Below are 25,390 nucleotides of genomic sequence, written 5' to 3'. Positions count from 1 at the left end.
AGAAAAAGCTAACCGGCTGCCCTGGCGTTCCGCATGAACGCTTCGATCAGCCGCTTGTCCTTGACGCCCGGTGCGCTTTCGACGCCGGAAGACACATCCACCCCGAAGGGGCGCACGGTCTTGACGGCATCGGCCACACTCTGCGGTGTCAGGCCCCCCGAAAGCATGAAGGGGATGGATGGGTCAAGCGCCTTGAGCAGGCCCCAGTCGAAGGTCTCGCCCAATCCGCCCGGCCGATCGGCGCCCTTGGGCGGCTTGGCATCGACCAGGATACGGTCGGCGACGTCGAGGAACGCGCTGACATGGATCACGTCTTCGGCCGAGCCGATGGGCAGCGCCTTGATGATTTCCACACCGGCCTCGGCGCGGATGGCGGCCACGCGGTGCGGCGTTTCCGGCCCATGCAGCTGGATCCAGTCGGGGCCGAGCGCCGCCACTTCGGCGACGCAGCTATTGTCCGGATTGACCAGCAGCACGCAGGTTTCGACCCGCCCGCGGGCCGCCGAAATCAGCGTAGCGATCGTCTCGATAGAGACGTGGCGCGGCGAGCGCATGAAATGCACAAAACCCACCATATCGGCCCCCGCCGCGATGGCGGTTTCGAGGATGTCTTGGGTCTTGATGCCGCAAATTTTGATAATCAGGGGATCGGCCATCTTGTCGCTCAGCGCAACTCCAGGAGGTCATCGACTTCGGTCAGCGCGCCTTGCGCGGCCTGGCCTTGGGTGCGGCGCAGCTTTTCCAGCTCGCCATTCAGCGCGTGGGCTTCGCGCCGCCAGTGCTTTTCGCGGCGCCGGTGGTGGCTCTGGGCAAACCATGTGGCGGTGCCGCCCAGCAACACGCCGATCAGCAGCACGACATAGAGCACCACAAACAACGGCACGCCATAGCCCGGCGCCACCGCCGCATCGCTGGCGGCAAAGGGATTGAAATTAATGGCCACGAAGTGCCGGTTGGCGAGGGCGAAGACAATCAATCCCAGGCAAAGCGGGACGAGGATCACCCAACCAACGATTTTGCTGACCATGCGCCTGGTGACCTATGGAGCCCTGGCCCCGTGAGTGAAGCGTCGTGCACCGCCGAAGCGGAAAAGCGGGGCCCCACTTTTCCCGGCTGCGCTCAACTGCGGTTAAGCCGCTCGCGGATTTCCTTGCCGGCCTTGAATTGCGGCACATATTTCTCGCCCACATCGACCTGTTCGCCGGTGCGGGGGTTGCGCCCGATACGCGCCGGGCGGTTCTTGACCGAAAAAGCACCGAAGCCGCGCAGCTCGACCCGATCACCGCGCGCCATGGCGTCGCCGATTTCATCGAGGATGGCGTTGACGATGTTTTCGATATCACGCTGGAACAGATGCGGGTTCTCCGCCGCGAGTTTCTCGACGAGTTCCGACTTGATCATCCCCGGCTCCAGTTGGCAGGCTGTGGCCTCATTCAGTTACGAGGCAGCGCCAACCTGCCAAAGCGAGACCAACCCGTCAAGCGTGATGGGGCCATCGGGCAGACCGAACGCGGCCCGAGCCTGCCCATTGAGGAAGGTTCCGAGCAGGTCAAAGCCTTGCTGGGGCTGTGGCCAGACGGTGTGAACCTCGAGATCGTCGGCCAATTCGCGCTCGCTTTTCAGCCAGGCGATGGCCTCCAGCTCGCCGCCAATGGCGTCGATCAGGCCGGCTTCCACCCCGACTCGGCCGGTCACGATGCGACCATCGGCCAGCGCCAGCGTCACCGGCCGGCTCAGGCCGCGCCGCTCGGCGACGATATCGACGAACCACTGAAAGCTGTCATCGACCAGCGCCGCAATCGAAACGCGCGGCGCCCCCTCCAGCGGCTCGTTGTAATCCGGCTCAGCCTTGAGCGGGCCGGAGGCCACCTTGTCGAGATCGATGCCGATGGTGTCCATCAGCTTGCCGGCATTGATGTGCTGGTAGAGCACGCCGATGGAGCCGACGATGGACAGCCGCCGGGCGAAGATCCGGTCGGTGGCGATGGCGGTCATATAGGCTGCGGAGGCGCCCAGCTCGCCGATCACCGCCACGGTGGGCTTGGCTTCGCGCAATTGCGCCAGGGCTTCGTAAAGTTCCTCGCCGCCCGCCGTGGTGCCGCCGGGCGAATTGATGGCGACGATCACCGCTTTGACCGCATCGTCCTCGGCCAGGTCATCGATGGCCTGCAGCCGATCCCGGTCGGTGGTGATGGTGCCATCGATCACCAGCCGCGCCACATAGGCGCCGCCTGAGGTCTGCGGCCAGGCAAAGCGCCCCAGCCCGACCAGGACGACCAGCGCCAGCGCGATAAAGGCCAGCACCCGCCAGCGCCCGCGCGATTTGCGATAGGTTTCTGCCGCAACGACCGTATGGGCATCAAAGGGGCGGGATGGATCAGTCATGGCGGCCTCGCTCTTGCCTATCGGGGTAGCCGCCACCCGCCGGCTTGGCAAGCGCAACCGCGTTAGCCGGCCTTCTTGGCCGCCTTCTTTTCCTGCGCCACCACATAGGCGCGCAGCGCTTTATTGATGTCGGTCTGATAGCCCTTGCCGTCCTTGGCATGGCGCTTGAACCAGTCGAGGATATCGGCGTCGAGACGCAGCGTGGTCTGCTTTTTCATCAGCCGATACATCGTGCCCTGCTTGGCATTCTCGAAGAACGCATCATCCAGCTCGGGAATATCGGAGTAGTCGATCTCGCTATCGGGGCGCGCGGCCAGTTCCCGCATGCGCTCGATCTGCTCTTCCGTGATCGGACCGGGCACATAGCGCACGAACTTAGGGCTCTCTTCGTTCATAGCGTTTCCTTTCTGCCCGCGATGCCGGTCGGGCCGAGATGATGCGAATGAGGTGACCAGCTGACATCTCCCGGCGCGTATGGACCACAAGCAGGATAGCCTCTGGGCCAAAGCGCCCGATGGTCTTGAACCGCGCTTCGCCCGCGACCGTCTTGGCCGGCAAGGTCAGCTCATGGGGGTCTTTGAAGATCATGGCCGCATCTTCAAAAAAGACACCATGCTTTGCCAAGTTCAGCTGTCGCTTATGCGCATCCCATTCGAACTCCACGCGCAGCCCCCTCCGCGTTTCGCCCAAATGTAACTACAATTTTGTAACTACACAAGCGGCTTGACCATGAATTTTGCCGCCGCCTCATAGCTGGCGAGCTTGTCGGTCAGTGCGGGCGCGGCGACGACGCGGAAGCCGTGCTTGTACCAGAAAGGCAGCGAGTCATTGACCGCAACCAGGCTGACATTGGCGAAGCCGGCGGCACGGGCGTGGCGCAGGATATCACCGACAATCATGGCAGCCGCCCCCGTGCCGCGCAGGGCGGGCAGCAGGGCCAGATCGTGCAGATAATAGGTGTCGGCATCCGCCGGAATTTCACCCAGCAGGCTATTGAGTTCCGGCAGCGCCTGATAGCGCCAGGGATGCGAGAGCAGATAGCCCGAAGGCACCCCATCCAGTTCGAGCAGCCGCGTGCCATCGGGATAGAGCCGACGCCGCTCGGCAAACACCGCGGCATCCTCGGGAAAATTCGGATGCACTGCCGCAGCAATGGTCTCGACCGCAGGCAGATCCAGCGTGGTCATGGCCCGCCAGTGCATTACATTTTTCATCGGGCAGGCCCCTTGGTCGCGGTTGCGAACCGCTTACCCTTAAAAAGCAAAAGGCCCGCGCTGTGAAGCGCGGGCCCGGATTTTCAAGCCGTTTGGCTTAGTTGCCTTCGCGACCCTTGAGCGCAGCGCCCAGGATGTCGCCCAGCGATGCGCCCGAATCGGACGAACCGTAATTGGCGACGGCTTCCTTTTCCTCGGCGATTTCCAGAGCCTTGATCGACAGCTGGATGCGGCTGGTCTTGCGATCGTACTGGGTGACGCGTGCGTCGACCTTTTCGCCCTTGGAGAAACGCTCCGGGCGCTGGTCGTTGCGGTCGCGGCTGAGGTCAGCACGACGGATGAAGGCAGTCATCTCGGTGTCGGCGATACGGACTTCAATGCCCCCATCGTTGACTTCGACAACAGTGCCGGTGACCACGGCGCCCTTGCGGATGCCACCCTGGTCAGGAGCGCCAGCCGGCGCGTCCGACGTGGTTTCGCCGGTCGACAGCTGCTTGATGCCCAGCGAGATGCGTTCCTTTTCGACGTCAACATCGAGGACCTTGGCCGAAACCATGTCACCGCGGTTGTAGTCGTCCAGGGCGATTTCGCCCGACTTCTGCCAATCGAGATCGGAGAGGTGAACCATGCCGTCCACATCGCCGTCGAGGCCGATGAACAGACCGAATTCGGTCTTGTTCTTGACTTCGCCTTCGATGACCGAACCGACGGGGAACTTCTCGGCGAAGCTTTCCCACGGATTGGCCAGGGTCTGCTTGAGACCGAGCGAGATGCGGCGCTTGTCCGGATCCACTTCCAGCACGACAACTTCGACTTCCTGCGAGGTCGAAACGATCTTGCCCGGATGGACGTTCTTCTTGGTCCAGCTCATCTCGGAGACGTGGATCAGGCCTTCAATGCCCGGCTCCAGTTCAACGAATGCACCGTAGTCGGTGATGTTGGTCACGCGGCCGGTGAACTTGGCCTCGATCGGGTACTTGGCTTCGATGCCATCCCAAGGATCGGCCTGAAGCTGCTTCATGCCGAGCGAGATACGATGGCTCTCGTGATTGATGCGAACGATCTGGACCTTGATGGTCTCGCCGATCGTGAGCACTTCGGACGGGTGATTGACCCGGCGCCAAGCGATATCGGTGACGTGCAGCAGGCCGTCAATGCCGCCGAGATCAACGAACGCACCGTAATCGGTGATGTTCTTGACCACGCCGTCAACAACCTGGCCCTCTTCGAGCTGCTGGACGATTTCCGAACGCTGTTCAGCACGCGACTCTTCGAGGATGGCGCGACGCGAGACAACGATGTTGCCGCGACGCTTGTCCATCTTCAGAATCTGGAACGGCTGCGGCACGTTCATGAGCGGCGCGATATCGCGGATCGGACGGATGTCCACCTGCGAACGCGGCAGGAAGGCGATGGCGCCTTCGAGGTCGACGGTGAAGCCGCCCTTGACCTGGTTGAAGATGGTGCCTTCAACGCGCTCATTGTTGTTGTACATTTCTTCGAGCTTGACCCAGCTCTCTTCGCGGCGAGCCTTCTCGCGCGACAGCACGGCTTCGCCAGCAGCGTTTTCGACGCGGTCAACATAGACCTCGACGATCGAGCCAACGACGATGGTGCCGTCACGGCCAGCCTGGCCGAATTCCTTCAGCGCGATACGGCCTTCGGTCTTCAGACCGACGTCGATGATCGCCAGATCCTTTTCGATCGCGACGACGGTGCCCTTTACGACGGCACCCTCTAGCGGCTCATTGTCGACGAACGAGTCCATCAACAGGGCTTCGAAATCTTCTTTCGTCACAGTTTGCTGTGCCAAATATCTTCTCCAATGCACCGGGGGTTGGCGTTAAAAGACCGGAAACCCGCCATTTCCAAACGAAAATGCCGGCGCGCGAGCGCCCGATCGAACAGTTGATTGGTAATTGTTTCCGGTGCCAGCGCCTGGATGATGGTCGGGGCCGAACCGCACAAGGGTGGATTAGAGCTTACAGCCCTGCCTTGTGCGCCATGGTCCCATCGACAATCGCGATGGCTGCGCGGAGTGCGGCCTCTATATCGAGAAGCGTCGTATCGAGCAAGTGCGCGTCGTCCGCTTTGTAGAAGCCGCCATGGGGATTTTGCATGTCACGCGCATCCCGCTCTTCAATCTGGTGATAGAGGGCGTAGCGGTCAACCACCTGGCCACGCGATTCAAGCTGGCGCGCCCGGCGCTCCATGCGCGCTTTGGAATCGGCCTGGATGAACAGTTTGACGTCGGCATCGGGGGCAATCTTGGTGCCGATATCGCGGCCATCGAGCACCGCGCCGCCGGCCTGGGTGGCAAAAGCCCGCTGATAATCGAACAGCGCCTGCCGCACCGGACCGATCACCGCCACTTTACTGGCCATCACCCCGGCATCGGCCGAGGTCAGGGCCTCGATATCATTGAGATGGCTGGCGTCGAGCGCCCGAGCCGCCTCAATCGCCGCCGCTTCGAAACCCGGCTGCTCATCCTGCCCGGTCACTGCCAGCCCGACGGCGCGATAGAGCAGGCCGGTATCGAGATAGGGCAGCTGGTAATGGCGGGCCAGGCCCGAAGCCAGCGTGCCCTTGCCCGAGGCGGCGGGTCCATCCACGGCAATAATCATGACAATGATCCTTTGACAGGCGCGAAGCGGGCGCCGATGGCGCTCATGGCGGCAACAAAGCCGGGAAAGCCAGCATCGATAATGCTGGCATCGTCGATGGTCACTGGCTGCTGGCTGGCCAGCCCCAACACCAAAAAGCTCATCGCCATACCGGCATCGCCTTGGGTCAGCACGGTTCCGCCGCCCTCGACCGCGCCGCTGCCCATTATGGTCAGCCGATCCGCACTCACCTGTGCCGCGACCTTGTTGGCAACCAGCCCGGCGACGATGGCGTCCAGCCGGGCGCCGCGCAAATCCGCCAGCCCCTCGATCACCGTCTCGCCCTGGGCGTAGGCGGCGGCGACCACCAGCAGGGCTATATCGTCCAGCATGGCGGCGGCGTGTTCGGCAGTGACCCGCACACCCTTGAGCCGCGACGAGCGCACCCGCAAATCGGCGACATGCTCGCCGCCGGTCTCGTGCTGGTTGAGAAACTGGATATCGCCACCCATTTCGAGCAGCGTGTCGATCAGCCCGGTTCGGGTCGGATTGATCAGCACGTTTTCGACCACCAGGTCCGATCCCGGCACGATCAGCCCGGCCAGCAGCGGATAGGCCGCCAGCGACGGATCGCCCGGCACCTCCACATGGCATGGCCGCAGCGGGGTGAGACCGGTCACACTGATGCTCGCCACACCTGCCGCGTCATGCGTCACCGTCACCGCGCCGCCAAATTGGCTCAGCAGCTTCTCCATATGATCCTGTGTCGGCACCGGTTCGACAATAGTGCTGATCCCGGCAATTTGCGCGCCGGCCAGCAGCAGCGCGGCCTTGGTCGAGGCCGATGGCGCGGTAACCTGCAGCGGCACCGAGGGGCCGCGCAGCGTGACTGTCTCGCCATCGTCATCGAGCGCAACGCCGAGCGCCGCCATCAGGGACTGGCATTGCAGTCCACCGGCTAGCTGCGACGAAAAACCATAGGGGGCCAACAGACCCAGCAATAAGGGCGTCGCACTGCCCGTCTGCGCCAACTCGAGCGGGCCAGCGGGAGCCAGCAGGCCACCGACACCCAGACCATCGACCTGCCAGCCATCAGCATGCCGTTCGATGCGCACGCCGAGCTGGCGCAATATCGCCATCACGGCAGGCACAGTATTGGCCTCAGACAGGCCCGCTATATGGCTGCGGCCCACGGTCAGCGCGCTCAGCAGCAGCGCGGCATGGGAGATGGCCTGATCGCCGGGCGTCATGAAACGACCCGTCATCGGGGCGGCGCCATGGCTGGCAAGCTGGGCCGGTTCGGCGGGATTTTTGGCGTTCTGATCGGTCATGGGCGAAGCCGGCTTTAGCACGGCCCGGAGCGGCAAGGCCATCGCGGGCTGTCGGTAGGAAGCCGCTGTCCACATTTTCGGTTTGACAGGGGGCAGGTTTGGCCATAACCGGACGGACCAAACCGGGGCCAAGAGCCCCGCAAATCCTTACGACGAGGAACATCGATGGCCAGTTCCGAACGCGGCACAAAACGCACCGATCCAGAGACGGGCAAGAAGTTCTACGACCTGAACCTCGACCCGATTGTCTCGCCCTATACCGGCAAGAGCTATCCGCGCTCCTATTTCGAGCAGCTTCTCGCCAGCAAGCCCGCCCCCGTAACCGCGCGCAAGCCCGCTGCTGCGGATGAGGACGAAGAAGAGGTCGAGGACGAAGTCGAAGACGTCGCCGCGCCCGAGATCGTCTCGCTCGAAGATGCCGACGCCGAAGAATCCGGCGACGAGGAGATCCCTGACGTCGAGGACGTCGAGGTCGACGAAGAACTCGGCGAAGACGAAGCCGACGTCTTCCTCGAGGAAGACGAGGACGAAGACGCTGAACTCGGCTTTGACGTCGGCGGCGACGAAGACCGTTGATTCTAAAAAACTTTTCGGCCGGCAGAGCTATTTTGCCGGTCGAATAAAAAAGTGTCATTTAGGCACTTGCAAGGGGGCGGATCATCCAATAGGTTCCGCCTCGCTTCGGGAGGCAATTGCCACCGAGACCCAAAGGAATGGGGCCTTAGCTCAGCTGGGAGAGCGCTTGCATGGCATGCAAGAGGTCAGCGGTTCGATCCCGCTAGGCTCCACCATTTCCACCTCGATTTTGCATTGAGACTATTCGCCTCCGGGCGCCCCCCCTTCCCAGACTGCAGCTACGACCTTCACGGGTTGTTCAGCCTTTTTGTGCTTCCTCTGCGCGACCAAATCGGTTCGGGGGGACGACGCAGTGCTGACGCGGAGAGGATTTTGTGGGGGGCTGCTGGGCGCGCTGTCGGCTTCAACGGCCGTGCTGGCCAATGGCACCGAATGTGCGGTCTTCACGCCACAACGGCAGCACGAGCTGTCACCCAGCGCGGCGCTGGACTTGCTCCGGGCCGGCAATGAGCGGTTTGTCGGCGGCCAGACCATCAATTGCAATTTGCTGCAGCAGGTGCACGAGACCGCCACCCATCAATCCCCGTTTGCCGCCATTGTCGGCTGCATTGATTCTCGCGTACCGCCGGAATTTGTGTTCGATCAGCGCATCGGCGACGTGTTCTGCGCCCGGGTGGCCGGCAATTTCGCCAATGTCGATATCCTGGGCAGTCTCGAATATGCCACCGAAGTGGCCGGCGCCAAGGCGATCATCGTGCTTGGGCATAGTGGCTGCGGCGCCATCCGCAGCGCGGTGGACGGCGTCAAGCTCGGCAACATCACCGCCATGCTGGACAATCTCGCTCCGGCGCTGGCGAGCATTGATGCGGCCGATGGCGAGCGCAGCTCCAAAAATGCCAGCCTGGTGCAGAAGGTGGCCGAGGCCAATGCCAGGCTGACCGCCGCGAGCCTGACCCAGCGCAGCCCGATCCTGCAAAATCTGGTCGATAGCGGGAATCTGTCGATCGTGGCGGCCATGCATGACATCACCACCGGCCGTGTCGCCTGGCTCTGAGGCGTCCGGCCCTGTCAAAAACATCGTGAAACGTTGTTCTTCGGGGACTAGGGCCGCTAAGGTTGCGCCAATTGCCATCACCCAGCAGGTCCCGTGTCTCCCGTAGAAGTGCGCATCGCCGCGATTGCCGAACGAATCAGGCAGGCTGAGGGGCTGACCGCCGGCAGTCTGATCGAAACCCTTGGCCATGCCTCCTATCCCATGGTCATCCTGGTGCTCAGCGTGCTCAACATGCTGCCCGGGCCGCCGGGCTATGGCGGCACGCTGGCGCTGGCCATCATCGGCACCACCCTCGCCATGCTGCTGGGCAAGCCATTGCAGGCCGGCGGCTGGGTCGGGCGGCGGCGACTGCCGCAGGCGCTGCTGGGCCGGATGATTCGCCAGCTGCAATGGCTGGCCGGGTTGATCGGCCGGATTTCGCGGCAGCGGCTGGGCCTGCTCACCGGCCCACGCTCGGAATGGCTGACCGGGATCTTCATCCTGCTGATCAGCCTGCCGATGGTGCTGCCGATTCCCTTCATCAATGCCGTGCCCAATACCGGCATTGCCGTCATTTGCGTATCGCGCATCAATCGCGACGGGCTGGGGGTGCTGCTGGGCGGCGCCATTGCGCTGCTGGGCCTGGCCATCGCCATTGGCGCGGTGTGGGCGGCCATTGTGCTGGCCCGCAGCATGGTGGGCGCATGATCGGGGCGCCCCAGGTCCGGCAGGTCCGCTACGCCGCGGGGCAGCAGCTCGACCGCGTCTCGACCGGCGGCTGGCTGCTCGGCCTGCTGTTTTTCGCGCTGGCCCTCACGCCATCGCTGATTCCCCGCCATTTCCTCACCCAGGGCATTTTATGCGGCTGCACCTTTGCTGCCGGCTATGGCATCGGGGTGTTTCTCGAATGGCTGTGGGACTATCTCGAACTGCGCTGGTCCAGCCCCAAGCTGGCGCAATGGATCGGCCGCATCGCCGCACTGGCCTGCCTGGGGCTGGCCATCGTCTTTCTGTGGTTCTCCACCGGTTGGCAGAATTCGATTCGCGCCGCCATGGGCGTGCCGCCGGTCGAAGCCAGCCAACCGCTGCTGGTGGCGGCGATTGCCGTGCTGCCGGCCGGGCTGCTGATCGGGCTCGGCACGCTGCTGGTGCAGGGGGTGCGGCTGGTTTCCGGCTGGCTCAATCGCATCATTCCGCGCCGGGTGGCGCTGACCGGGGCGATTCTACTGGTGGGGCTGCTGGCGATGACGCTGGGCCAGGGCGTGGTGGCGCGGGGCGCGCTTTATGCCGCCGACCGCTTCTACGGCAATCTCGACCGGCTGGCCGGCAGCTATGCCGTGGCCCCGATCGATCCGCTGCGCTCGGGCAGCGCCCCGTCTTTCATCCCTTGGGACACGATCGGGCTCGACGCCCGCATCTATGTGCAATCGGGGCCGACCACCGAAGAAATCGCCGCCATGACCGGCCGCCCGGCCATCGAGCCGCTGCGGGTCTATGTCGGGCTGCGCTCGGCCGAGACCGCCGAACAGCGGGCCGCATTGGCGCTGAAGGAAATGGATCGCGTCGGGGCCTTCGACCGTTCGGTGCTGGTGCTGGTGATGCCGGTCGGCACCGGCTGGGTGGAGCCCGCCGCTATCGATACGCTGGAATTCCTGCATGGCGGCGATGTCGCCACCGTGGCGGTGCAATATTCCTATCTCACCAGCTGGCTGTCGCTGGTGTCGGAACCCGATGTGGGGGTGGAAACCGCGCGCGCCTTGTTCACCGCCGTCTATCACCGCTGGACCGCCATGCCCAAGGAGAGCCGGCCACGGCTTTATCTGCACGGGCTGAGCCTTGGCGCCTATAGCTCGGCGGCCTCCAGCACGCTCTACGACATCCTCGCCGATCCCTTCGACGGAGCGCTGTTTGTCGGCACGCCGTTTGCCACCGCCTCGTGGCGCGCCGCCACCGTCAACCGCAATCCGGGCTCGTCCTGGTGGCGGCCCGAAGTGGGCGATGATTCCATCGTGCGCTTTTCCAATGGCGGCGGCGATCTGATGGCAGATCCCCATCCCTGGGGGCCGTTGCGCACGGTCTATCTGCAATATCCCAGCGACCCCATCGTGTTCTTTGAGCCCGCCATGCTGTGGCGGGCGCCGGTCTGGCTGAGCGGCCCGCGCGCCGAAGGCGTGTCGCCGCTGCTCGACTGGTATCCGGTGGTCACCTTCCTGCAACTGGCGCTGGATATGGCGCTGGCCCAGACCGCGCCGATCGGCTTTGGCCACGTCTATGCCCCGGAAGATTATTTCGACGCCTGGGTGCAGGTCACCGCACCCACCGGCTGGACCCCGACCGAGCTGGCCGCCTTGCGGCAGAAGCTCAGCCGTCACGGCGAGCGGGCGCTGATCGAAGGGGGCTGGTTCCGCACGCCGCATGATTGACGCCGGGGCGCGCCGCCGCTCATGCTGGCCCTCCGCCAGATTCGGATAGGACCTTGCCCAAAGCCCCCCTCATGCTCGACCAGACCCGCGCCCGCCACCTCTGGCTCCGGGCGCAAAAGCTCGACAGTCTGGCGCCCTTCGGCGACACGCCGGCGGCCACGCCCGCTGCCATCGCGCATCTGGGCTATGTGCAGATCGACACCATCAACGTCATCGAGCGCTGCCACCACCACATCCTGTGGTCGCGCATTCCGAATTATCGCCGCGGCGACCTGAGCAGCGCCCAATCCACCGACAAATCGGTATTCGAATATTGGACCCACGCGCTGAGCTACGTCCCCAGCGCCGAACTGCCGTATTTCCTGCCGGCGATGCAGCAGCATCGCGCCAATCCCGGGCGCTGGTTCGGCTCGGTCACGCCAGCCGAGAGCAAGACCATGCTGGCCCGATTGCGCGCCGAAGGACCGCTGTCGATCCGCGACATTGGCGACGATGTGCTGGTCGACAAGAACCATCCCTGGGCCAGCCGCAAGCCGAGCAAGCGCGTGCTGGAGATGATGTTCTATCAGGGTCTGGTCACCATCGCGGCGCGGCAGGGCATGCTCAAAACCTATGATCTCACCGCCCGCCATTTCGGCTGGAGCAAGGTGCCAAAGCCGGCCACTGAACGGCAGGTCACCGCCTATCTGCTGGATCGCGCGCTGCGCAGCCAGGGCATCGTCAGCCTCGATTCCATCTGCCATCTCGACGCGGCGCGCAAACCGGCAATGAAGGACCTGATCGAGAGCCGCGTGCGCCGCAAGCTGCTGGTGCCACTCACCATCGCCGGCAATGACAAGGTGCAGCATTGGGCCAGCCCCGAAACGCTCGATGCAGCGGCGGGCGAGCCGCCCAATCTGGTGCATATCCTGTCGCCCTTCGATCCGCTGATCATCCAGCGCAAACGGCTGAAACTGTTCTTCGATTATGATCATCTGTTCGAAGCCTATCTGCCGGCGGCCAAGCGCCAGCTCGGCTATTTCGCCCTGCCGGTGCTGCTGGGCGACCGCATCGTCGCAGCCTTCGATCTCAAGACCGACCGCGGCAAAGGAAAATTGCTGATCCAGCAGGCGAGCTGGTTCGAGGATGTCGGCGTCGAGGGCAAGGCCGCCATCGACGCGGCGCTGGGGCGGTTCGAAGCGTTCCAACTGGGCGCCTAGGCGCTGGCCTTGTGGCCCCAAAAAACACGGTGTCATCCCGGCCTTGAGCCGGGATCCATCCTGAGATCCATTCACCGGCACCATCTCAGGATGGGCCCCGGCTCAAGGCCGGGGTGACATCGAGGGTGGGGCTCGCTCCAGTGCCAAATTGCACCCTCATGGTGAGGTGCGAGGCCCTTGCCGAGCCTCGAACCACGAGGGCGTGCCCCCTACGTGCCACCGAACTCTTTCGCAGTCTCTTCCAAACCCCTGCCCCGCAGGCTAAAAGCCAAGCCGCAGAGTGGAGAGACCCCATGGCGACCTATACCGACATTGCCCGGCGGGTGTATAACCACACTTGGAAGCTCGACCCCATCGTGCGCAGCCTGCTCGATACCGACTTCTATAAGCTCCTGATGCTGCAGATGATCTGGGGGCTCTATCCCAAGGTCAACGCCACCTTCTCGCTGATCAACCGCACCAAATCGGTGCGGCTGGCCGACGAGATCGACATTGACGAGTTGCGTGCCCAGCTCGACCATGCCCGCACTTTGCGCTTTTCCAAGAAGGAAATGATCTGGCTGGCCGGTAACAGCTTTTACGGCAGCAAGCAGATTTTCACCCCGGCCTTCCTCAAGCGGCTGGAAGATTTCCGCCTACCCGAATATTCGCTGGAACAGCGCGACGGCCAGTTCGTGCTGGAATTTCCCGGCCTATGGCTGGAAACCGCGATGTGGGAAATCCCCGCTTTGGCGATCATCAACGAGCTGCGTTCGCGCGCCGCGATGAAGCATTACGGCCCCTTTGCGCTCGACGTGCTCTATGCCCGCGCCAAGGCCAAGATGTGGGGCAAGGTCGAGCGCCTGCAAAAGCTGCCCGAGCTGAAAATTTCCGATTTCGGCACCCGCCGCCGCCATTCCTTCCTGTGGCAGCGCTGGTGCGTCGAAGCGCTCAAGGAAGGCATCGGCGACGCTTTCACCGGCACCTCCAACGTCAAGCTGGCGATGGATAATGACCTTGAGGCGCTGGGCACCAATGCCCATGAGCTGCCCATGGTGCTGGCGGCCTTGGCCACAACCGACGACGCGCTACGCGCCGCGCCCTATCAGGTGCTGCAGGATTGGGAGAGCTATTATGGTGGCAATCTCAAGATCGTCCTGCCCGACGCCTTCGGCACCGACGCCTTCTTGCGCGATGCGCCCGACTGGGTGGCCGACTGGACCGGCTTCCGCCCCGATAGCGCCCCGGCGATTGCGGGCGGCGAACGCATCATCGCCTGGTGGAAGGAACGCGGCCGCGATCCGCGCGACAAGCTGCTGATCTTCTCGGACGGGCTCGATGTCGACATGATCGAAGAGGCCTATCTGCATTTCGACGGCAAGGTGCGCATGGCTTTTGGCTGGGGCACCAATCTCACCAATGACTTCGAGGGCTGCGCCCCCGATGGCCGCAATCCGGGGCTGGAGCCGATTTCCATCGTCGCCAAGGTCAGCGAAGCCAATGGCCGCCCGGCGGTCAAGCTCAGCGACAACCCGGCCAAGGCCACCGGCACGCCGGAAGAGATCGCCCGCTATGTGCAGATTTTCGGCGAATCTGGCCGGGTCGAGCACGCGGTCAAGGTCTAGCCGCCAACCCCATTATCGGCCGTGGAGAAACCCTGTTCCTTCGCAGGCGTTAACCCCTTGGGAACCAAGCCGGACTAGCGTTTTGGCGGGGGCTCCTCAGGAGCCAAAATGACATTGCAGCTCATCGACATCGCCGTGCGTGACAAGCAGGCCCATCCGCGCCTGGCTGGCCGCATGACCGGTCACGTCCGGGCGGTGCTGTCCGAAACCCTGGGCGGGCAGGACCAAACCCATGAATTGGCGATTCCGGTATGGGCCGATGTGGCCGATGGCGCCAGCGATTCCGATATCGACATGGCCCTGATGCTCAAGGCCGCCGCCATCATTGCCCGGCTGAAATCGAGTCTGGCCGAGCCGCCGGCGCCTTAGCCGTGGCCAGCGCCGCCATGAAGGCGCGCTGCTGAGCGCTCAAGCCACCGGGGCGGCGCTGCGGCGGCGCCGGGGGCTGTTCCACCCGGATATGGCGGTATTTGGGGGCATGGGCGTAATAGCGCGCCGAGCGCTCCAGTTCGGCCTCGGCCCGCACCCGCCGCTCGTCGCGCACAAACCAGACCAGTGTCGCGATGACGATCGCCCACATTGCCAGCAATTCCCAAGCCATAGCCGCCTCCGCCTTGCCAGCAGTCATAGCTAACAAAACATTAACCGCCAAAGCAAAGCCGGCATTAGCCTTACCGCCTAAAATTTTAGGCTTCGGCCGGCAGCAGGCGGACGATCATTTTTTGGTCGTGTCGGGGCTTTCGATGGGCACGGCATAGAGTTCGAGCCGGTGGTCAACCAGGCGATAGCCCAGCCGCTTGGCGATGACCTCCTGAATCGCCTCGATTTCCTCATTGCGGAATTCAATGACGGCGCCGCTGCGGATATCGATCAGATGGTCGTGATGCTCGTCGGGGATCAGCTCGAAGCGCGCCCGGCCATCCTTGAAGTCATGCTTGGTCACCAGCCCCGCCTCCTCGAAGAGGTTGACGGTGCGATAGACGGTGGACAGCGAGATGCGATCATCAATCGCCGAGGCGCGGCGATACAGCTCTTCGACATCGGGATGATCGGAAGCCGCTTCGATCACCTGGGCGATGACGCGGCGCTGCTCGGTCATGCGCATGCCCCGGGCAACGCAGGCCTCTTCCAGCGTCGGGTCAGTCTGGCTCCTGCTCACGCTGCACCTCCCTGCGGGTTGCCTTGAGCGACCGGGTTACCCAAGATCGCGCGCCATGACAAGCGCGGTGGCCTGCGACCCATCGGCTTTGGGATAGTAGCCCTTGCGGCTGGAAATGGTGGCAAAGCCCTCGCGCTGATACAGCTTGATCGCCGCCGCATTCTCCTCGCTGACTTCCAAAAACATCCGCCGCGCCGGGCTGAGCAGCAAATCGTTGAACACCGCCGCCAGCAGCGCCTGGCCGACGCGCTTGCCGCGAAATTTGGGATCGACGGCGATGGTCAGCAATTCGGCCTCGTCGGCCACCACCCGGATCAGGGCAAAGCCGGCAATGCGCCGCCTGGCGTCGCAGGCGACATAGACCGGCGTTGCCGCGTCAGCGAGAAAGCTCTCGAATTCTCCGCTCGGCCAGCCGCGATAAAACCCCTGCGCATGAATGCGCGCCAGCTCCTTGGCGTCCCCCATGCGACCCGGCTCGATATGCAGCCCCGCCGGGGCCATCCACAATTTGATCATGCCCCAAGCCTCGCAATGCGCGCCGCACTCTGCGGCTTGGCATCGGCATCGCGGATATAGTTCGGCTCGGGCGGATGGCTGACTGGGTCGAGGCTCGCACCAAACCCCGCCAGCAAGGCAATATCGACAAATGGGGTTTCGAGCAGTGCTGCGCCCGACTGAATGGCCGCCCGCGCCTCGTCCATCGCCAACAGCGCGCCCGCGCTCAGCGCCACGCCCGGCGCGGTGAAATTCTGCACATAGGCCTCGCCGCGTCGCGCATCGAGCAGCACGGTAGACGCCCCCTCTGCCGCTAGCGACAGCGCCACCAGACTCGACACCCCAACCACCGGAATGCCCCGCGCCAGCCCGATGCCGCGCGCCGCCGACAGCCCGATGCGCAGCCCGGTGAACGAGCCCGGCCCCGTCGTCGTCACCACGCGCTGCAAATCGGCATAGCCCAGCCCATGGCGCACCAGCAGCGTTGCGATGCGCTCAAAGATCAGTTCGGCATGGCCGGTGGCCAAATCATCGACCGACACATCCACGCGCCCATCGCCCAGCAACAATCCCAGTTGCAGACGCGGCGCGGCGGTGTCGATGGCGAGAGTGATGGGCAGGATCATTGGTGCACACACTACCCCTCATCCGCCCTACGGGCACCTTCTCCCGCAAGGGGAGAAGGGGGGCTCAGAGAATGAGCTGACACGGTGCCTCCCTCGCCCCTTGCGGGAGAGGGACCGAGTTTCTGCGTTCAGCAGAAACTCAGGGTGAGGGGTCTGCGATGCCTCGGCGAATTCCTAAACCGCGCAAACGACCAAGTCCACCGCCTTGACGCCCTCTCCCCGGACAGCGATTTTGCCCCATGCGCCCTGATTCGCCGAAAGCCCCACGATGACCTGGCTGGCCGAGACCGCCATGCTGAGCCATGGCTGGCGCCGCTTCCTGCTGCTGGTGCTGGCCGGGGCCGTTGCCGGCCTGTCGGTGCCACCGCTGTTCATCCTGCCGGCGCTGTTCATCAGCTTTCCCATCTGGGTCTGGTGCCTCGATGGCGCCGAGCGACAGCGCGGCTGGCGCCGTCTGTTCGGCCCGGGCTTTACCATCGGCTTTGCCTTTGGCTGGGGCTATTTCACCGTCGCCTTCCACTGGCTGGGCGCGGCCTTCTTTGTCGATGGCGGCATCATGCTGGCCATCATGCCCTTCGCCATTCTGGCGCTGGCGGCGCTGATCGCCCTGTTCTGGGGGTTTGCCAGTGCCGTGGCGCAGCTGTTCTGGTCGCATGGCCCCTGGCGCATCGTCACCCTCGCCACATTCCTCACCATCGCCGAATGGCTGCGCGGCCATGTGCTGACCGGCTTTCCCTTCGATCTGCTCGGCTATGCGCTGACCCCGACCGACGAGATGATGCAGCTCAGCGCGCTGATCGGCATTTATGGGCTGACTTTGCTCGCGGCTGTGCTGGCCATGCTGCCGGCGCTGATCTGGCCGGCCGATGATCGCAGCCTCAGCCGGCGCCTGCTGCCGCTGTTTATCGGGCTCACCCTAATCGCCCTGCAGCTCGGCTATGGCCATAATCGGCTTGCCGGTACCATTGCCACGGAGCGCAGCGATATCGCGCTGCGGCTGGTGCAGCCGCTGGTTTATGAACATGCCGATTGGGGCAATGCCGACCCGGTGGCGCTGATCGACCGGCTGCTGATGCTGAGCGACATGCGCATGGACCCAGCCGATCAGGGGCTCGCCGATATCACCCATCTGGTCTGGCCCGAATCGAGCCTGCCGTTTTTCCTCTCCACCTATCCCGAGGCGCTGGCCCGTATCGCCAGGCTGCTGCCCGAAACCACCACCCTGCTGGCCGGCGCGCCGCGCCAGCAATATGAGCCCGGCGCCAGCACGGCCTCCGGCCCGCCCTTCAACGCCCTGCTGGCTATCGACACCAATGGCGAAATCATCGCCAGCTATGACAAAAGCCACCTCGTGCCCTTCGGCGAATTTCTGCCCTTTGCCGAGCTGTTCTCCCGCTTCGGCATCAAGCAGTTCGTGCCCGGCGCCGAGGGCTGGGGCCATGGCGATGCGCGCCGGCGGTTGATGAGCCTGCCGGCCACGCCGGCCTTCCTCGCGTTGATCTGCTACGAAATCCTGTTTTCCGGCGATCTGGGCGACACGGCGGGCGCGCAATTCCTCTTCAACATCACCAATGATGCCTGGTTCGACGGCTCCATCGGCCCGGCCCAGCATGCCCACCATGCTCGCGTACGCGCCGTCGAAGAGGGCATGAGCCTGATCCGCGCCGCCAATTCCGGCCTGACCTTCGCCACCGACCCGCTCGGCCGCATCACCGCTGCCCTGCCGCCCCAGCAAATGGCCGCCCTCGACGTCCGCCCGCATCAGCGGCTGGCCAGCACGCTGTTTTCACAATTGCGCTACTGGCCCCTGCTGATCGCGCTGCTGGCCGGGGTGCTGATTTCCATCGTGGTCAGTCGCGGCAGCCGGCGCCGCCGGATGGACTGAGGACGACCTCGCCTTCACCCCACCCACCGGGTTCACCCTCCCCCTTGCGGGGAGGGAGAGCGAGATAGGACTTCGCTTGCTAAGTCCGTGATCGAGCCGGGAGGGGGTGCGAGAGCCCCGATGAACGTGGCCAACCCACCCCCACCCTTGATCCCTCCCCGCAAGGGGGGAGGGTGTCGACTGCGCGGTCAGCAATTCAGCAAACCAAAACTTATCCCCGCCCTCAAATCCTCCCGCATACTCCAGCCATCTCTCCGGGATACGGGCGGCGCTGCAGCGACCGGTGTCCGGGGCGACGGTCGGGAGGGTGGAGGTCGCGCTCCGCCCTGGGCTGTGCGGATGGGGCATTCGGGCATGGGGCTACGGTTCCATGCTGGGGCTTGCGGTCTGCCTTCCGAGAAAACCCGACGCCCCGAGGCGGTTTCGTCTCACTATTTTATACTTACCAGAGGCGACAACCGCCTCGGGGCTCCGCCTGTTTTGAACCGTCGGCATCTGGCCGGGCGGCGCTTTCGCACGCGCCAATCCATGCTCCAAAATCGCCCCTCATCATATCAAGCTTTCTTTATATCCTTCTTGACCGCGACCGCTGGCGATGTCACAACCGCCTTATAATCGTTGGTTTTGAGCCATTTTCGTCAGTTTCGGGGGATACTCGTTGGCACGCTCGTCTTATCTCTTCACCTCGGAATCGGTTTCCGAAGGCCATCCGGACAAGGTTTGCGACCGGATTTCCGATGAAATCGTCGACCTGGTGTTCCGCGAAGCCAAAAAGAGCGGCATGGACCCCTCCCAGGTCCGGATTGCCTGCGAAACGCTGGCCACCACCAATCGCGTGATCATCGCTGGCGAGGTGCGCGTGCCCGAAACCCTGCTCAAGCACGGCAAGGACGGTCAGGTGCTACGCGACGCCGCCGGTCACCCGCTGGTCAATCCCTCCAAGTTCAAATCGGCCGCCCGCAAGGCCATCCGTGCCATCGGCTACGAGCAGGCCGGCTTCCACTGGAAGACCTGCAAGATCGACGTGCTGCTGCATGGCCAGTCGGCCGATATCGCGCAGGGCGTCGATGAGGCCGGCAACAAGGATGTCGGCGCGGGCGATCAGGGCATCATGTTCGGCTATGCCAGCCGCGAGACCCCGGAATTGCTGCCGGCGCCGATCTATTATGCGCACAAGATTCTCGAAAATCTGACCATCGCCCGCAAGGCCAATAACAGCGCGGCCGGCAAGCTCGGCCCCGATGCCAAGAGCCAGGTCACCGTGCGCTACGAAAATGGCAAGCCGGTCGGGGTCACCCAGATCGTGCTGTCGACCCAGCATCTGGACGAAACGCTGACCTCCGAAGATGTGCGCGTCATCGTCGAGCCCTATATCCGCGCCTCGCTGCCCGAGGGCTGGATCAACGCCGACACCGTCTGGCACGTCAATCCCACCGGTAAATTCGTCGTCGGTGGCCCCGATGGCGATGCCGGCCTCACCGGCCGCAAGATCATCGTCGATACCTATGGCGGCGCAGCGCCGCATGGCGGCGGCGCCTTTTCGGGCAAGGATCCCACCAAGGTCGACCGCTCGGCGGCCTATGCCGCGCGCTATCTGGCCAAGAATGTGGTCGCTGCCGGCTTTGCCGACCGCGCCACCATCCAGCTCAGCTATGCCATCGGCGTGGCCCAGCCGCTGTCGATCTATGTCGATCTGCATGGCACCGGCACGGTCGCCGAGGAAGCGGTCGAAATCGCGCTCGGCCAGGTGATGGACCTGACGCCGCACGGCATCCGCACCCATCTCGATCTCAACAAGCCGATCTATGCCAAGACCAGCGCCTATGGCCATTTTGGCCGCAAGGCTGGCCGCGATGGCTCGTTCTCCTGGGAAAAGACCGACCTGATCGGCGCCCTCAAGGCGGCGTTGAAGTAATCCCCGCCCGTTCCGGTCGCGGTATTGTGCATGAGAGGATTCCCGCGTAAGCGGGCATCTTCCCTTCGTTGACGACCGAAAAGGTCATCCCTGCTCACGCCGGGCTGACCCAGCCGATCCAAGGCCAGCATGACCAAGCCAGACCACGAACTCCCCAAGACGCGCTCGGGCGAACCGCGCGCCTTTTTCGGCCGCCGCTCCGGCAAGAAGCTGCATAGCGGCCAGCAGGCGGTGTTCGACGCCACCCTGCCCGACCTCGAAATCACCCTGAACGGCCAGCTCGATCCGCGCACGCTGTTTCCAGCTTCGGACCGGATCATCGTCGAAATCGGCTATGGCGGCGGCGAGCATCTGGCGCTGGAAGCCGGGCGATCTCCCGATACCGGCTATATCGGCTGCGAGGTGTTTACCGGCGGCATCGGCAAGATGGTGCAGACCATCGCTGCGGAGAATTTGCGCAATATCCGCCTGTTCACCGATGATGCGTTCAAGCTGCTGGTGGCGCTGCCCGACGCCTCGCTGGACGAGGTCTATCTGCTCTATCCCGATCCCTGGCCCAAGACGCGGCATCACAAACGCCGCTTTGTCTCGCCGACCACGCTCAACGAGCTGGCACGGGTGATCCGGCCGGGCGGTCAGTTCCACTTCGCCACCGATATCGAGGATTATGCCAACTGGACGCTGGCGCATATTCTGCGGGCGCCGCAATTCAGTTTCGCCCCCGAACAGCCGGGCGACTGGCATCAGCCCTATCCGGGCTGGCAGGCCACGCGCTACGAGCAAAAAGCCCGCCGCGAGGGCCGGCTGATCAGCTTTTATTTCAGCTTCACCCGGCGCTGATCACATTTTGAGGCAAGGGGGAACCTGCCGAAGTTTAATGGGGAAAGGCTCTGGAAGCGCCACAATCGCGCCTTATTATCGAACCCGACCACAATTTTGAGGTTCGCCATGCCCACTTTGTCTCCGTCCAGTCCGAACGAGAACGATGTGCTGATGGTCAGACCCGGCAAGTGGACGGTGACCGTTATCACCTTGCTGCGGGAGGACACCCGCCGCTTCAACGAGCTCAGGCGCGCTGGCGGCATTTCCCAGAAGACGCTGACTGTGACCTTGCGGGAATTGGAGCGCGATGGCTTCGTGACCCGCACCATGTATGCGACGATCCCGCCTCGGGTCGATTACGAGCTGACCGCGCTGGGACACGATCTGCTGACACTGGCCGACAGCCTGCGCGGCTTTGCCGATCGCAATCGCGAGCAGATGCAGGCGGCACGGGAGCGCTTCGATGCCCATGGCCACGACCCGGCCATCCGCCTCGTCGGGCATATCAGCTAGGCTAGAGGCGCCACCGACAAGAGCCGGCAGCGCCTGGGTAGACTGGTTAGAGAGCCACTGGCTGCAGCGAGCCGGGGGAGTAGAACTGCATCACCTGGCTACCGTCATCGAGGATAACATAGGCGCGGACCAGGCCGCTCCAGTCTTCGACGGCGGTGGCATTGATGCCGCGGCGGTTGAGTTCGGTGAGGACCGAATCGGCGACGAAGTCACGCATTTCGGGAGTGGTCTCGCCAAACGCGTTGTCGGCAAAAGCCGGGGCGGCAACGCCGACAAGGGCAGCGGCGGTAACCAGGGCAACTATCGTGTTCTTGATCATTTCGGTGTTCCTTTCGTGTTGAACACCACCGAAGTGATCCTGCCGACCGGCACTCTCAAGGGCTGATTTCAGCATTTTTGCCCTTGAACTTCGCTCCCGAGGCCCCAGAGTTCTATCAAGGTTCTCAAGGGCTTAAGCCGACCCTAAGTTCCCCTGGCGCTACCTGGTATCACCACGAGAACCCCTGACGATCGCGGGCCTTGGGCCGGGAACTATTGGCTCAGGTATGCGTCTAACGGGCACAAGGAGTTGGTCATGCCCGTCAGCGTCAAAATTCTCAAAACCGAACTGCTCACCCCCAATGTGCGGCGCTATCGGCTCGAAAAGCCGAAAGACTTTCATTTCGAGCCGGGTCAGGCGACCGAGCTGTCGCTCGACAAGGATGGCTGGCGTGACCAGAAGCGCCCCTTCACCTTCACCTCGCTCAATGCATGGGACGAACTCGAATTCACCATAAAGAGCTATCGCGACCATCCCGGCGTCACCAACCAATTGTGGACCGCCTGGCCCGGCGACCGGCTGCTGCTGCGCGATGTGTGGGGCACCATTACCTATAAAGGCCCCGGCACCTTCATCGCCGGCGGGGCCGGCGTCACCCCCTTCATCGCCATTCTGCGGCAGCTGGCCCAGGACGGCAAAATCGCCGGCAACCGGCTGATCGCCTCCTATCGCACCGAAAAGGACATCATTCTGCGCGATGAATTCGAGGCCATGGCGGGGCTCGAAACGCTATGGACCATCACCGATGATCCCGCCACCAGCCTGTCGCGAGCGCGGATCGATATCGACTTTCTCAAAACCCACATCACCGATTTCGCGCAGAACTTCTATCTCTGCGGCCCCGACCCGCTGGTGCATGATCTGCGCCAGGCCCTGAGCAAGCTGGGCGCGCGGGTCGAGCTGCTGACCTGGGAGCGCTGAAGCGGCGTCTCCAGCCTGCCCTTGCGGCGCGAGCGGTTCGGCGCTATATAGACGCCAACATCTCTAGCAATTTGCAGAGTGGGAGCCGCCCGGCCCCGCTCTTTTTTATTACCTGAAGGGACTGATGAGCTTCGATCTCGCAGCCAAGCGCTATATCAAGGAAACGGGCCTGGAAGCCCGGATCTCCCGTATCGTCGAGCCCGTGGCCAACGGTCTGGGCTTCGCACTCGTGCGGGTGAAGGTCACCCAGGAAAACGGGGGCACCCTGCAGATCATGGCCGAGGACGAACACGGCCGTTTCACCATCGTCAATTGCGAGGCGCTCAGCAAGGATCTGTCGCCGGTGCTGGACGTGGAAGATCCGATCGAGCGCGAATATCATCTCGAAGTCAGCTCCCCTGGCATTGATCGGCCGCTGGTGCGCCAGCGCGATTTCGCGGCCTATGTCGGCCACGAGGTCAAGATCGAGCTCAGCGACATGATCAATGGCCGCAAGCGCTATCGCGGCGTGATCAAGGCGGTGGACGACGAGGCGGTGACCGTCACCGTGCCCGACGCGCCCACCGGCACCGACCCAGACCATCGCCTGCTGCTCATAAATCTGGGCGAGGCCAAGCTGGTGATGACCGATGCCTTGATGGAAAAGGCGCGGCTCGACCAGGAAGCGCATCCCCTTGACGATGACGAGACCGAGACGGTCGAAATTGCCGATACTGACGATTCCGAGGAGACACATTAAATGGCTGTGAGCGCGAACCGCCTCGAACTGCTACAGATCGCAGATGCCGTTGCCCGCGAAAAGTCGATCGACCGCATGGTCGTGATCGGGGCCATGGAAGACGCCATGGAAAAGGCGGCCAAGGGCCGCTACGGCGCCGAGACCGAGATCAAGGTTGAGATCAACCCGCGCTCGGGCGAAACCCGCATGTGGCGTCTGCTGGAAATCGTCGAAACGATCGAAGAGACCAGCCGTCAGATCGACCTCAAGCATGCTCTGACCAAGTCGCCCGAAGCCAAGATCGGTGACTATCTGACCGAGCCGCTGCCGCCGATGGAATTCGGCCGTATTGCTGCGCAGTCCGCGAAGCAGGTTATCGTGCAAAAAGTGCGCGATGCCGAGCGCGAGCGCATGTATGACGAATATTTCAACCGCATCGGCGAGATCGTCAACGGCACCGTCAAGCGTGTCGAATATGGCAACGTCATCGTCGATCTGGGCCGTGGCGAAGCCATTATCCGCCGCGACGAGCTGATCCCGCGCGAAATGTTCCGCTATGGCGACCGCGTCCGCGCTTACGTCTATGACGTGCGCCGCGAACAGCGTGGCCCGCAGATTTTCCTCAGCCGCACCCATCCCCAGTTCATGGCCAAGCTGTTCATGCAGGAAGTGCCGGAAATCTATGATGGTGTCATCACCATCCGCTCGATTGCCCGCGATCCGGGCAGCCGCGCCAAGATTGCCGTGACCTCCTCGGACAGCTCCATTGATCCGGTCGGCGCTTGCGTCGGTATGCGCGGTTCGCGCGTTCAGGCCGTGGTGGCCGAGCTGCAGGGCGAAAAGATCGACATTATTCCGTGGACCGACAGCATTGCCGACCTCGTGGTCAGCGCGCTGCAGCCCGCCGATGTTGCCAAGGTGGTGCTCGATGAGCAGGCCGAGCGCATCGAAGTGGTTGTCCCCGACGAACAGCTGTCGCTGGCCATTGGCCGTCGCGGCCAGAATGTCCGCCTCGCGTCGCAGTTGATCGGCTGGGATATCGACATCCTGACCGAGCAGGAAGAAAGCGAACGCCGGCAGAAGGAATTCACCGAACGCTCGTCCCTGTTCATGGCTGCCCTTGACGTTGACGAGATGGTTGCCCAGCTATTGGCTTCGGAAGGCTTCTCCTCGGTTGAGGAACTGGCCTATATCGACGCCAATGAAATCGCTTCGATCGACGGGTTCGACGAAGAAACCGCTGGCGAAATCCAGAACCGCGCCACCGAATATCTGTCGGCCATCGACCAGGCCCATGACGAAGAGCGCAAGAAGCTCGGCGTCGCTGACGAGCTGTACGAGATTGCCGGCCTCACCGCCGCCATGCTCGAAGCCCTGGGTAAGGACGACATCAAGACGGTGGAAGACTTCGCCGGCTGCGCTGCGGACGATCTGATCGGCTGGAGCGAACGCAAGGATGGCGAGACCAAGCGCTTTGAAGGAACCTTCAAGGACTTCCCGATCAGCCGAGAGGAAGCCGAAGACATGATCATGCAGGCCCGGATCAAGGCCGGCTGGATCAATGAGGAAGACTTGCCGCCGATCGAAGGTGGCGAAGACGCCGAATTCACCGACGAGGCGACGGCTTAGGCCGTTTCGGAGCGAGGGAC

29 protein-coding genes and 1 tRNA gene are annotated in these 25,390 nt (G+C 63.4%); 15 read left to right on the top strand and 15 right to left on the bottom strand.

Annotated features, from left to right (window positions below; all coding sequences use genetic code 11):
* Positions 1 to 8 precede the first annotated feature (8 nt).
* The 10 genes from ACX3OW_RS02855 to ACX3OW_RS02810 form a co-directional block, all read right to left on the bottom strand.
* Positions 9 to 656: a phosphoribosylanthranilate isomerase gene (locus ACX3OW_RS02855; RefSeq protein WP_459094225.1), complete on the bottom strand. Its 648-nt coding sequence runs from the start codon at positions 654 to 656 to the stop codon at positions 9 to 11.
* Between the two features lie 8 nt (positions 657 to 664).
* Positions 665 to 1,027: a lipopolysaccharide assembly protein LapA domain-containing protein gene (locus ACX3OW_RS02850; protein ID WP_459094224.1), complete on the bottom strand. Its 363-nt coding sequence runs from the start codon at positions 1,025 to 1,027 to the stop codon at positions 665 to 667.
* A gap of 92 nt (positions 1,028 to 1,119) precedes the next feature.
* Positions 1,120 to 1,401: an integration host factor subunit beta gene (locus ACX3OW_RS02845; RefSeq protein ID WP_146291309.1), complete on the bottom strand. Its 282-nt coding sequence runs from the start codon at positions 1,399 to 1,401 to the stop codon at positions 1,120 to 1,122.
* A gap of 36 nt (positions 1,402 to 1,437) precedes the next feature.
* A complete protein-coding gene (gene sppA, locus ACX3OW_RS02840; RefSeq protein WP_459094223.1) occupies positions 1,438 to 2,385 on the bottom strand; it encodes a signal peptide peptidase SppA in 948 nt (315 codons plus the stop codon).
* 62 nt (positions 2,386 to 2,447) lie between these two features.
* Positions 2,448 to 2,780 carry a BrnA antitoxin family protein gene (locus ACX3OW_RS02835; RefSeq protein ID WP_459094222.1) on the bottom strand — a complete coding sequence of 111 codons (333 nt, stop codon included), beginning with the start codon at positions 2,778 to 2,780 and terminating at the stop codon, positions 2,448 to 2,450.
* Entirely contained in the window at positions 2,761 to 3,048 is a 288-nt protein-coding gene (locus ACX3OW_RS02830; protein ID WP_459094221.1) for a BrnT family toxin, read from the bottom strand. Before ACX3OW_RS02830 ends, ACX3OW_RS02835 begins: the two co-directional genes overlap by 20 nt.
* Positions 3,049 to 3,095: 47 nt before the next feature.
* Positions 3,096 to 3,599 (bottom strand): GNAT family N-acetyltransferase, encoded by a 504-nt coding sequence (locus ACX3OW_RS02825; protein WP_459094220.1) that lies wholly within the window; start codon positions 3,597 to 3,599, stop codon positions 3,096 to 3,098.
* Between the two features lie 97 nt (positions 3,600 to 3,696).
* Entirely contained in the window at positions 3,697 to 5,412 is a 1,716-nt protein-coding gene (gene rpsA / locus ACX3OW_RS02820) for a 30S ribosomal protein S1 (protein WP_459094219.1), read from the bottom strand.
* 169 nt (positions 5,413 to 5,581) lie between these two features.
* On the bottom strand, positions 5,582 to 6,223 hold the full coding sequence (locus ACX3OW_RS02815; RefSeq protein WP_459094218.1) for a (d)CMP kinase: 642 nt from the start codon (positions 6,221 to 6,223) through the stop codon (positions 5,582 to 5,584).
* A complete protein-coding gene (locus ACX3OW_RS02810) occupies positions 6,220 to 7,533 on the bottom strand; it encodes a 3-phosphoshikimate 1-carboxyvinyltransferase (protein ID WP_459094217.1) in 1,314 nt (437 codons plus the stop codon). Before ACX3OW_RS02810 ends, ACX3OW_RS02815 begins: the two co-directional genes overlap by 4 nt.
* A gap of 165 nt (positions 7,534 to 7,698) precedes the next feature.
* Between ACX3OW_RS02810 and ACX3OW_RS02805 the strand changes: the two genes are divergently transcribed.
* The 8 genes from ACX3OW_RS02805 to ACX3OW_RS02770 all read left to right on the top strand — a co-directional run bounded on the left by ACX3OW_RS02805 (position 7,699) and on the right by ACX3OW_RS02770 (position 14,737).
* Positions 7,699 to 8,109 (top strand): TIGR02300 family protein, encoded by a 411-nt coding sequence (locus tag ACX3OW_RS02805; RefSeq protein WP_459094216.1) that lies wholly within the window; start codon positions 7,699 to 7,701, stop codon positions 8,107 to 8,109.
* A 139-nt stretch (positions 8,110 to 8,248) separates the two neighbouring features.
* A tRNA-Ala gene (locus ACX3OW_RS02800) sits at positions 8,249 to 8,324 on the top strand.
* A gap of 137 nt (positions 8,325 to 8,461) precedes the next feature.
* Positions 8,462 to 9,163, top strand: a complete 702-nt coding sequence (locus ACX3OW_RS02795; RefSeq protein ID WP_459094215.1) for a carbonic anhydrase — start codon at positions 8,462 to 8,464, stop codon at positions 9,161 to 9,163.
* Between the two features lie 93 nt (positions 9,164 to 9,256).
* Positions 9,257 to 9,850: an exopolysaccharide biosynthesis protein gene (locus tag ACX3OW_RS02790; RefSeq protein ID WP_459094214.1), complete on the top strand. Its 594-nt coding sequence runs from the start codon at positions 9,257 to 9,259 to the stop codon at positions 9,848 to 9,850.
* Positions 9,847 to 11,565, top strand: a complete 1,719-nt coding sequence (locus tag ACX3OW_RS02785; RefSeq protein ID WP_459094213.1) for an alpha/beta hydrolase — start codon at positions 9,847 to 9,849, stop codon at positions 11,563 to 11,565. Before ACX3OW_RS02790 ends, ACX3OW_RS02785 begins: the two co-directional genes overlap by 4 nt.
* Positions 11,566 to 11,636: 71 nt before the next feature.
* A complete protein-coding gene (locus ACX3OW_RS02780) occupies positions 11,637 to 12,764 on the top strand; it encodes a winged helix-turn-helix domain-containing protein (protein ID WP_459094790.1) in 1,128 nt (375 codons plus the stop codon).
* Positions 12,765 to 13,057: 293 nt separating this feature from the next.
* The gene (gene pncB / locus ACX3OW_RS02775; RefSeq protein WP_459094212.1) at positions 13,058 to 14,368 is read left to right on the top strand and encodes a nicotinate phosphoribosyltransferase; all 1,311 of its coding nucleotides are present in this window, start codon (positions 13,058 to 13,060) and stop codon (positions 14,366 to 14,368) included.
* Between the two features lie 108 nt (positions 14,369 to 14,476).
* Positions 14,477 to 14,737, top strand: a complete 261-nt coding sequence (locus tag ACX3OW_RS02770; protein ID WP_459094211.1) for a hypothetical protein — start codon at positions 14,477 to 14,479, stop codon at positions 14,735 to 14,737.
* Here ACX3OW_RS02770 and ACX3OW_RS02765 read toward each other — a convergent pair.
* The 4 genes from ACX3OW_RS02765 to tsaB form a co-directional block, all read right to left on the bottom strand.
* Positions 14,691 to 14,969 (bottom strand): hypothetical protein, encoded by a 279-nt coding sequence (locus ACX3OW_RS02765; RefSeq protein WP_459094210.1) that lies wholly within the window; start codon positions 14,967 to 14,969, stop codon positions 14,691 to 14,693. The two genes, ACX3OW_RS02770 and ACX3OW_RS02765, sit on opposite strands and share 47 nt — an antisense overlap.
* Before the next feature lie 114 nt (positions 14,970 to 15,083).
* Positions 15,084 to 15,473, bottom strand: coding sequence for a Fur family transcriptional regulator (locus tag ACX3OW_RS02760; RefSeq protein ID WP_459094789.1), 390 nt, complete (start codon positions 15,471 to 15,473; stop codon positions 15,084 to 15,086).
* Positions 15,474 to 15,563: 90 nt separating this feature from the next.
* On the bottom strand, positions 15,564 to 16,043 hold the full coding sequence (gene rimI / locus ACX3OW_RS02755) for a ribosomal protein S18-alanine N-acetyltransferase (protein WP_459094209.1): 480 nt from the start codon (positions 16,041 to 16,043) through the stop codon (positions 15,564 to 15,566).
* Positions 16,040 to 16,648, bottom strand: coding sequence for a tRNA (adenosine(37)-N6)-threonylcarbamoyltransferase complex dimerization subunit type 1 TsaB (gene tsaB, locus ACX3OW_RS02750; protein ID WP_459094208.1), 609 nt, complete (start codon positions 16,646 to 16,648; stop codon positions 16,040 to 16,042). The genes rimI and tsaB overlap by 4 nt, the downstream gene beginning before the upstream one ends.
* Before the next feature lie 268 nt (positions 16,649 to 16,916).
* Here tsaB and lnt point away from each other — a divergent pair, with 268 nt between their 5' ends.
* The 4 genes from lnt to ACX3OW_RS02730 all read left to right on the top strand — a co-directional run bounded on the left by lnt (position 16,917) and on the right by ACX3OW_RS02730 (position 21,783).
* Positions 16,917 to 18,533: an apolipoprotein N-acyltransferase gene (lnt, locus tag ACX3OW_RS02745; protein ID WP_459094207.1), complete on the top strand. Its 1,617-nt coding sequence runs from the start codon at positions 16,917 to 16,919 to the stop codon at positions 18,531 to 18,533.
* A gap of 658 nt (positions 18,534 to 19,191) precedes the next feature.
* Positions 19,192 to 20,448 (top strand): methionine adenosyltransferase, encoded by a 1,257-nt coding sequence (gene metK / locus ACX3OW_RS02740; RefSeq protein ID WP_459094206.1) that lies wholly within the window; start codon positions 19,192 to 19,194, stop codon positions 20,446 to 20,448.
* Positions 20,449 to 20,577: 129 nt separating this feature from the next.
* Complete coding sequence (gene trmB, locus ACX3OW_RS02735) at positions 20,578 to 21,288, top strand: tRNA (guanosine(46)-N7)-methyltransferase TrmB (RefSeq protein ID WP_459094205.1); 711 nt, start codon at positions 20,578 to 20,580, stop codon at positions 21,286 to 21,288.
* A gap of 108 nt (positions 21,289 to 21,396) precedes the next feature.
* Positions 21,397 to 21,783, top strand: coding sequence for a winged helix-turn-helix transcriptional regulator (locus ACX3OW_RS02730; protein WP_459094204.1), 387 nt, complete (start codon positions 21,397 to 21,399; stop codon positions 21,781 to 21,783).
* Between the two features lie 46 nt (positions 21,784 to 21,829).
* On the opposite strand, the gene ACX3OW_RS02725 is transcribed toward ACX3OW_RS02730, so the two are convergent.
* Positions 21,830 to 22,102 (bottom strand): hypothetical protein, encoded by a 273-nt coding sequence (locus ACX3OW_RS02725; RefSeq protein ID WP_459094203.1) that lies wholly within the window; start codon positions 22,100 to 22,102, stop codon positions 21,830 to 21,832.
* Positions 22,103 to 22,357: 255 nt separating this feature from the next.
* Here ACX3OW_RS02725 and ACX3OW_RS02720 point away from each other — a divergent pair, with 255 nt between their 5' ends.
* The 3 genes from ACX3OW_RS02720 (at position 22,358) to nusA (ending at position 25,370) form a co-directional block, all read left to right on the top strand.
* The gene (locus ACX3OW_RS02720) at positions 22,358 to 23,023 is read left to right on the top strand and encodes a flavodoxin reductase (protein ID WP_459094202.1); all 666 of its coding nucleotides are present in this window, start codon (positions 22,358 to 22,360) and stop codon (positions 23,021 to 23,023) included.
* Between the two features lie 124 nt (positions 23,024 to 23,147).
* Positions 23,148 to 23,762 carry a ribosome maturation factor RimP gene (gene rimP / locus ACX3OW_RS02715; protein WP_459094201.1) on the top strand — a complete coding sequence of 205 codons (615 nt, stop codon included), beginning with the start codon at positions 23,148 to 23,150 and terminating at the stop codon, positions 23,760 to 23,762.
* Positions 23,763 to 25,370, top strand: coding sequence for a transcription termination factor NusA (gene nusA / locus ACX3OW_RS02710; protein WP_459094200.1), 1,608 nt, complete (start codon positions 23,763 to 23,765; stop codon positions 25,368 to 25,370).
* Positions 25,371 to 25,390: the final 20 nt, after the last annotated feature.

The sequence above is a fragment of the Devosia sp. A449 genome, from assembly GCF_054489375.1.
This window is presented reverse-complemented; position numbering and strand designations above follow the sequence as displayed.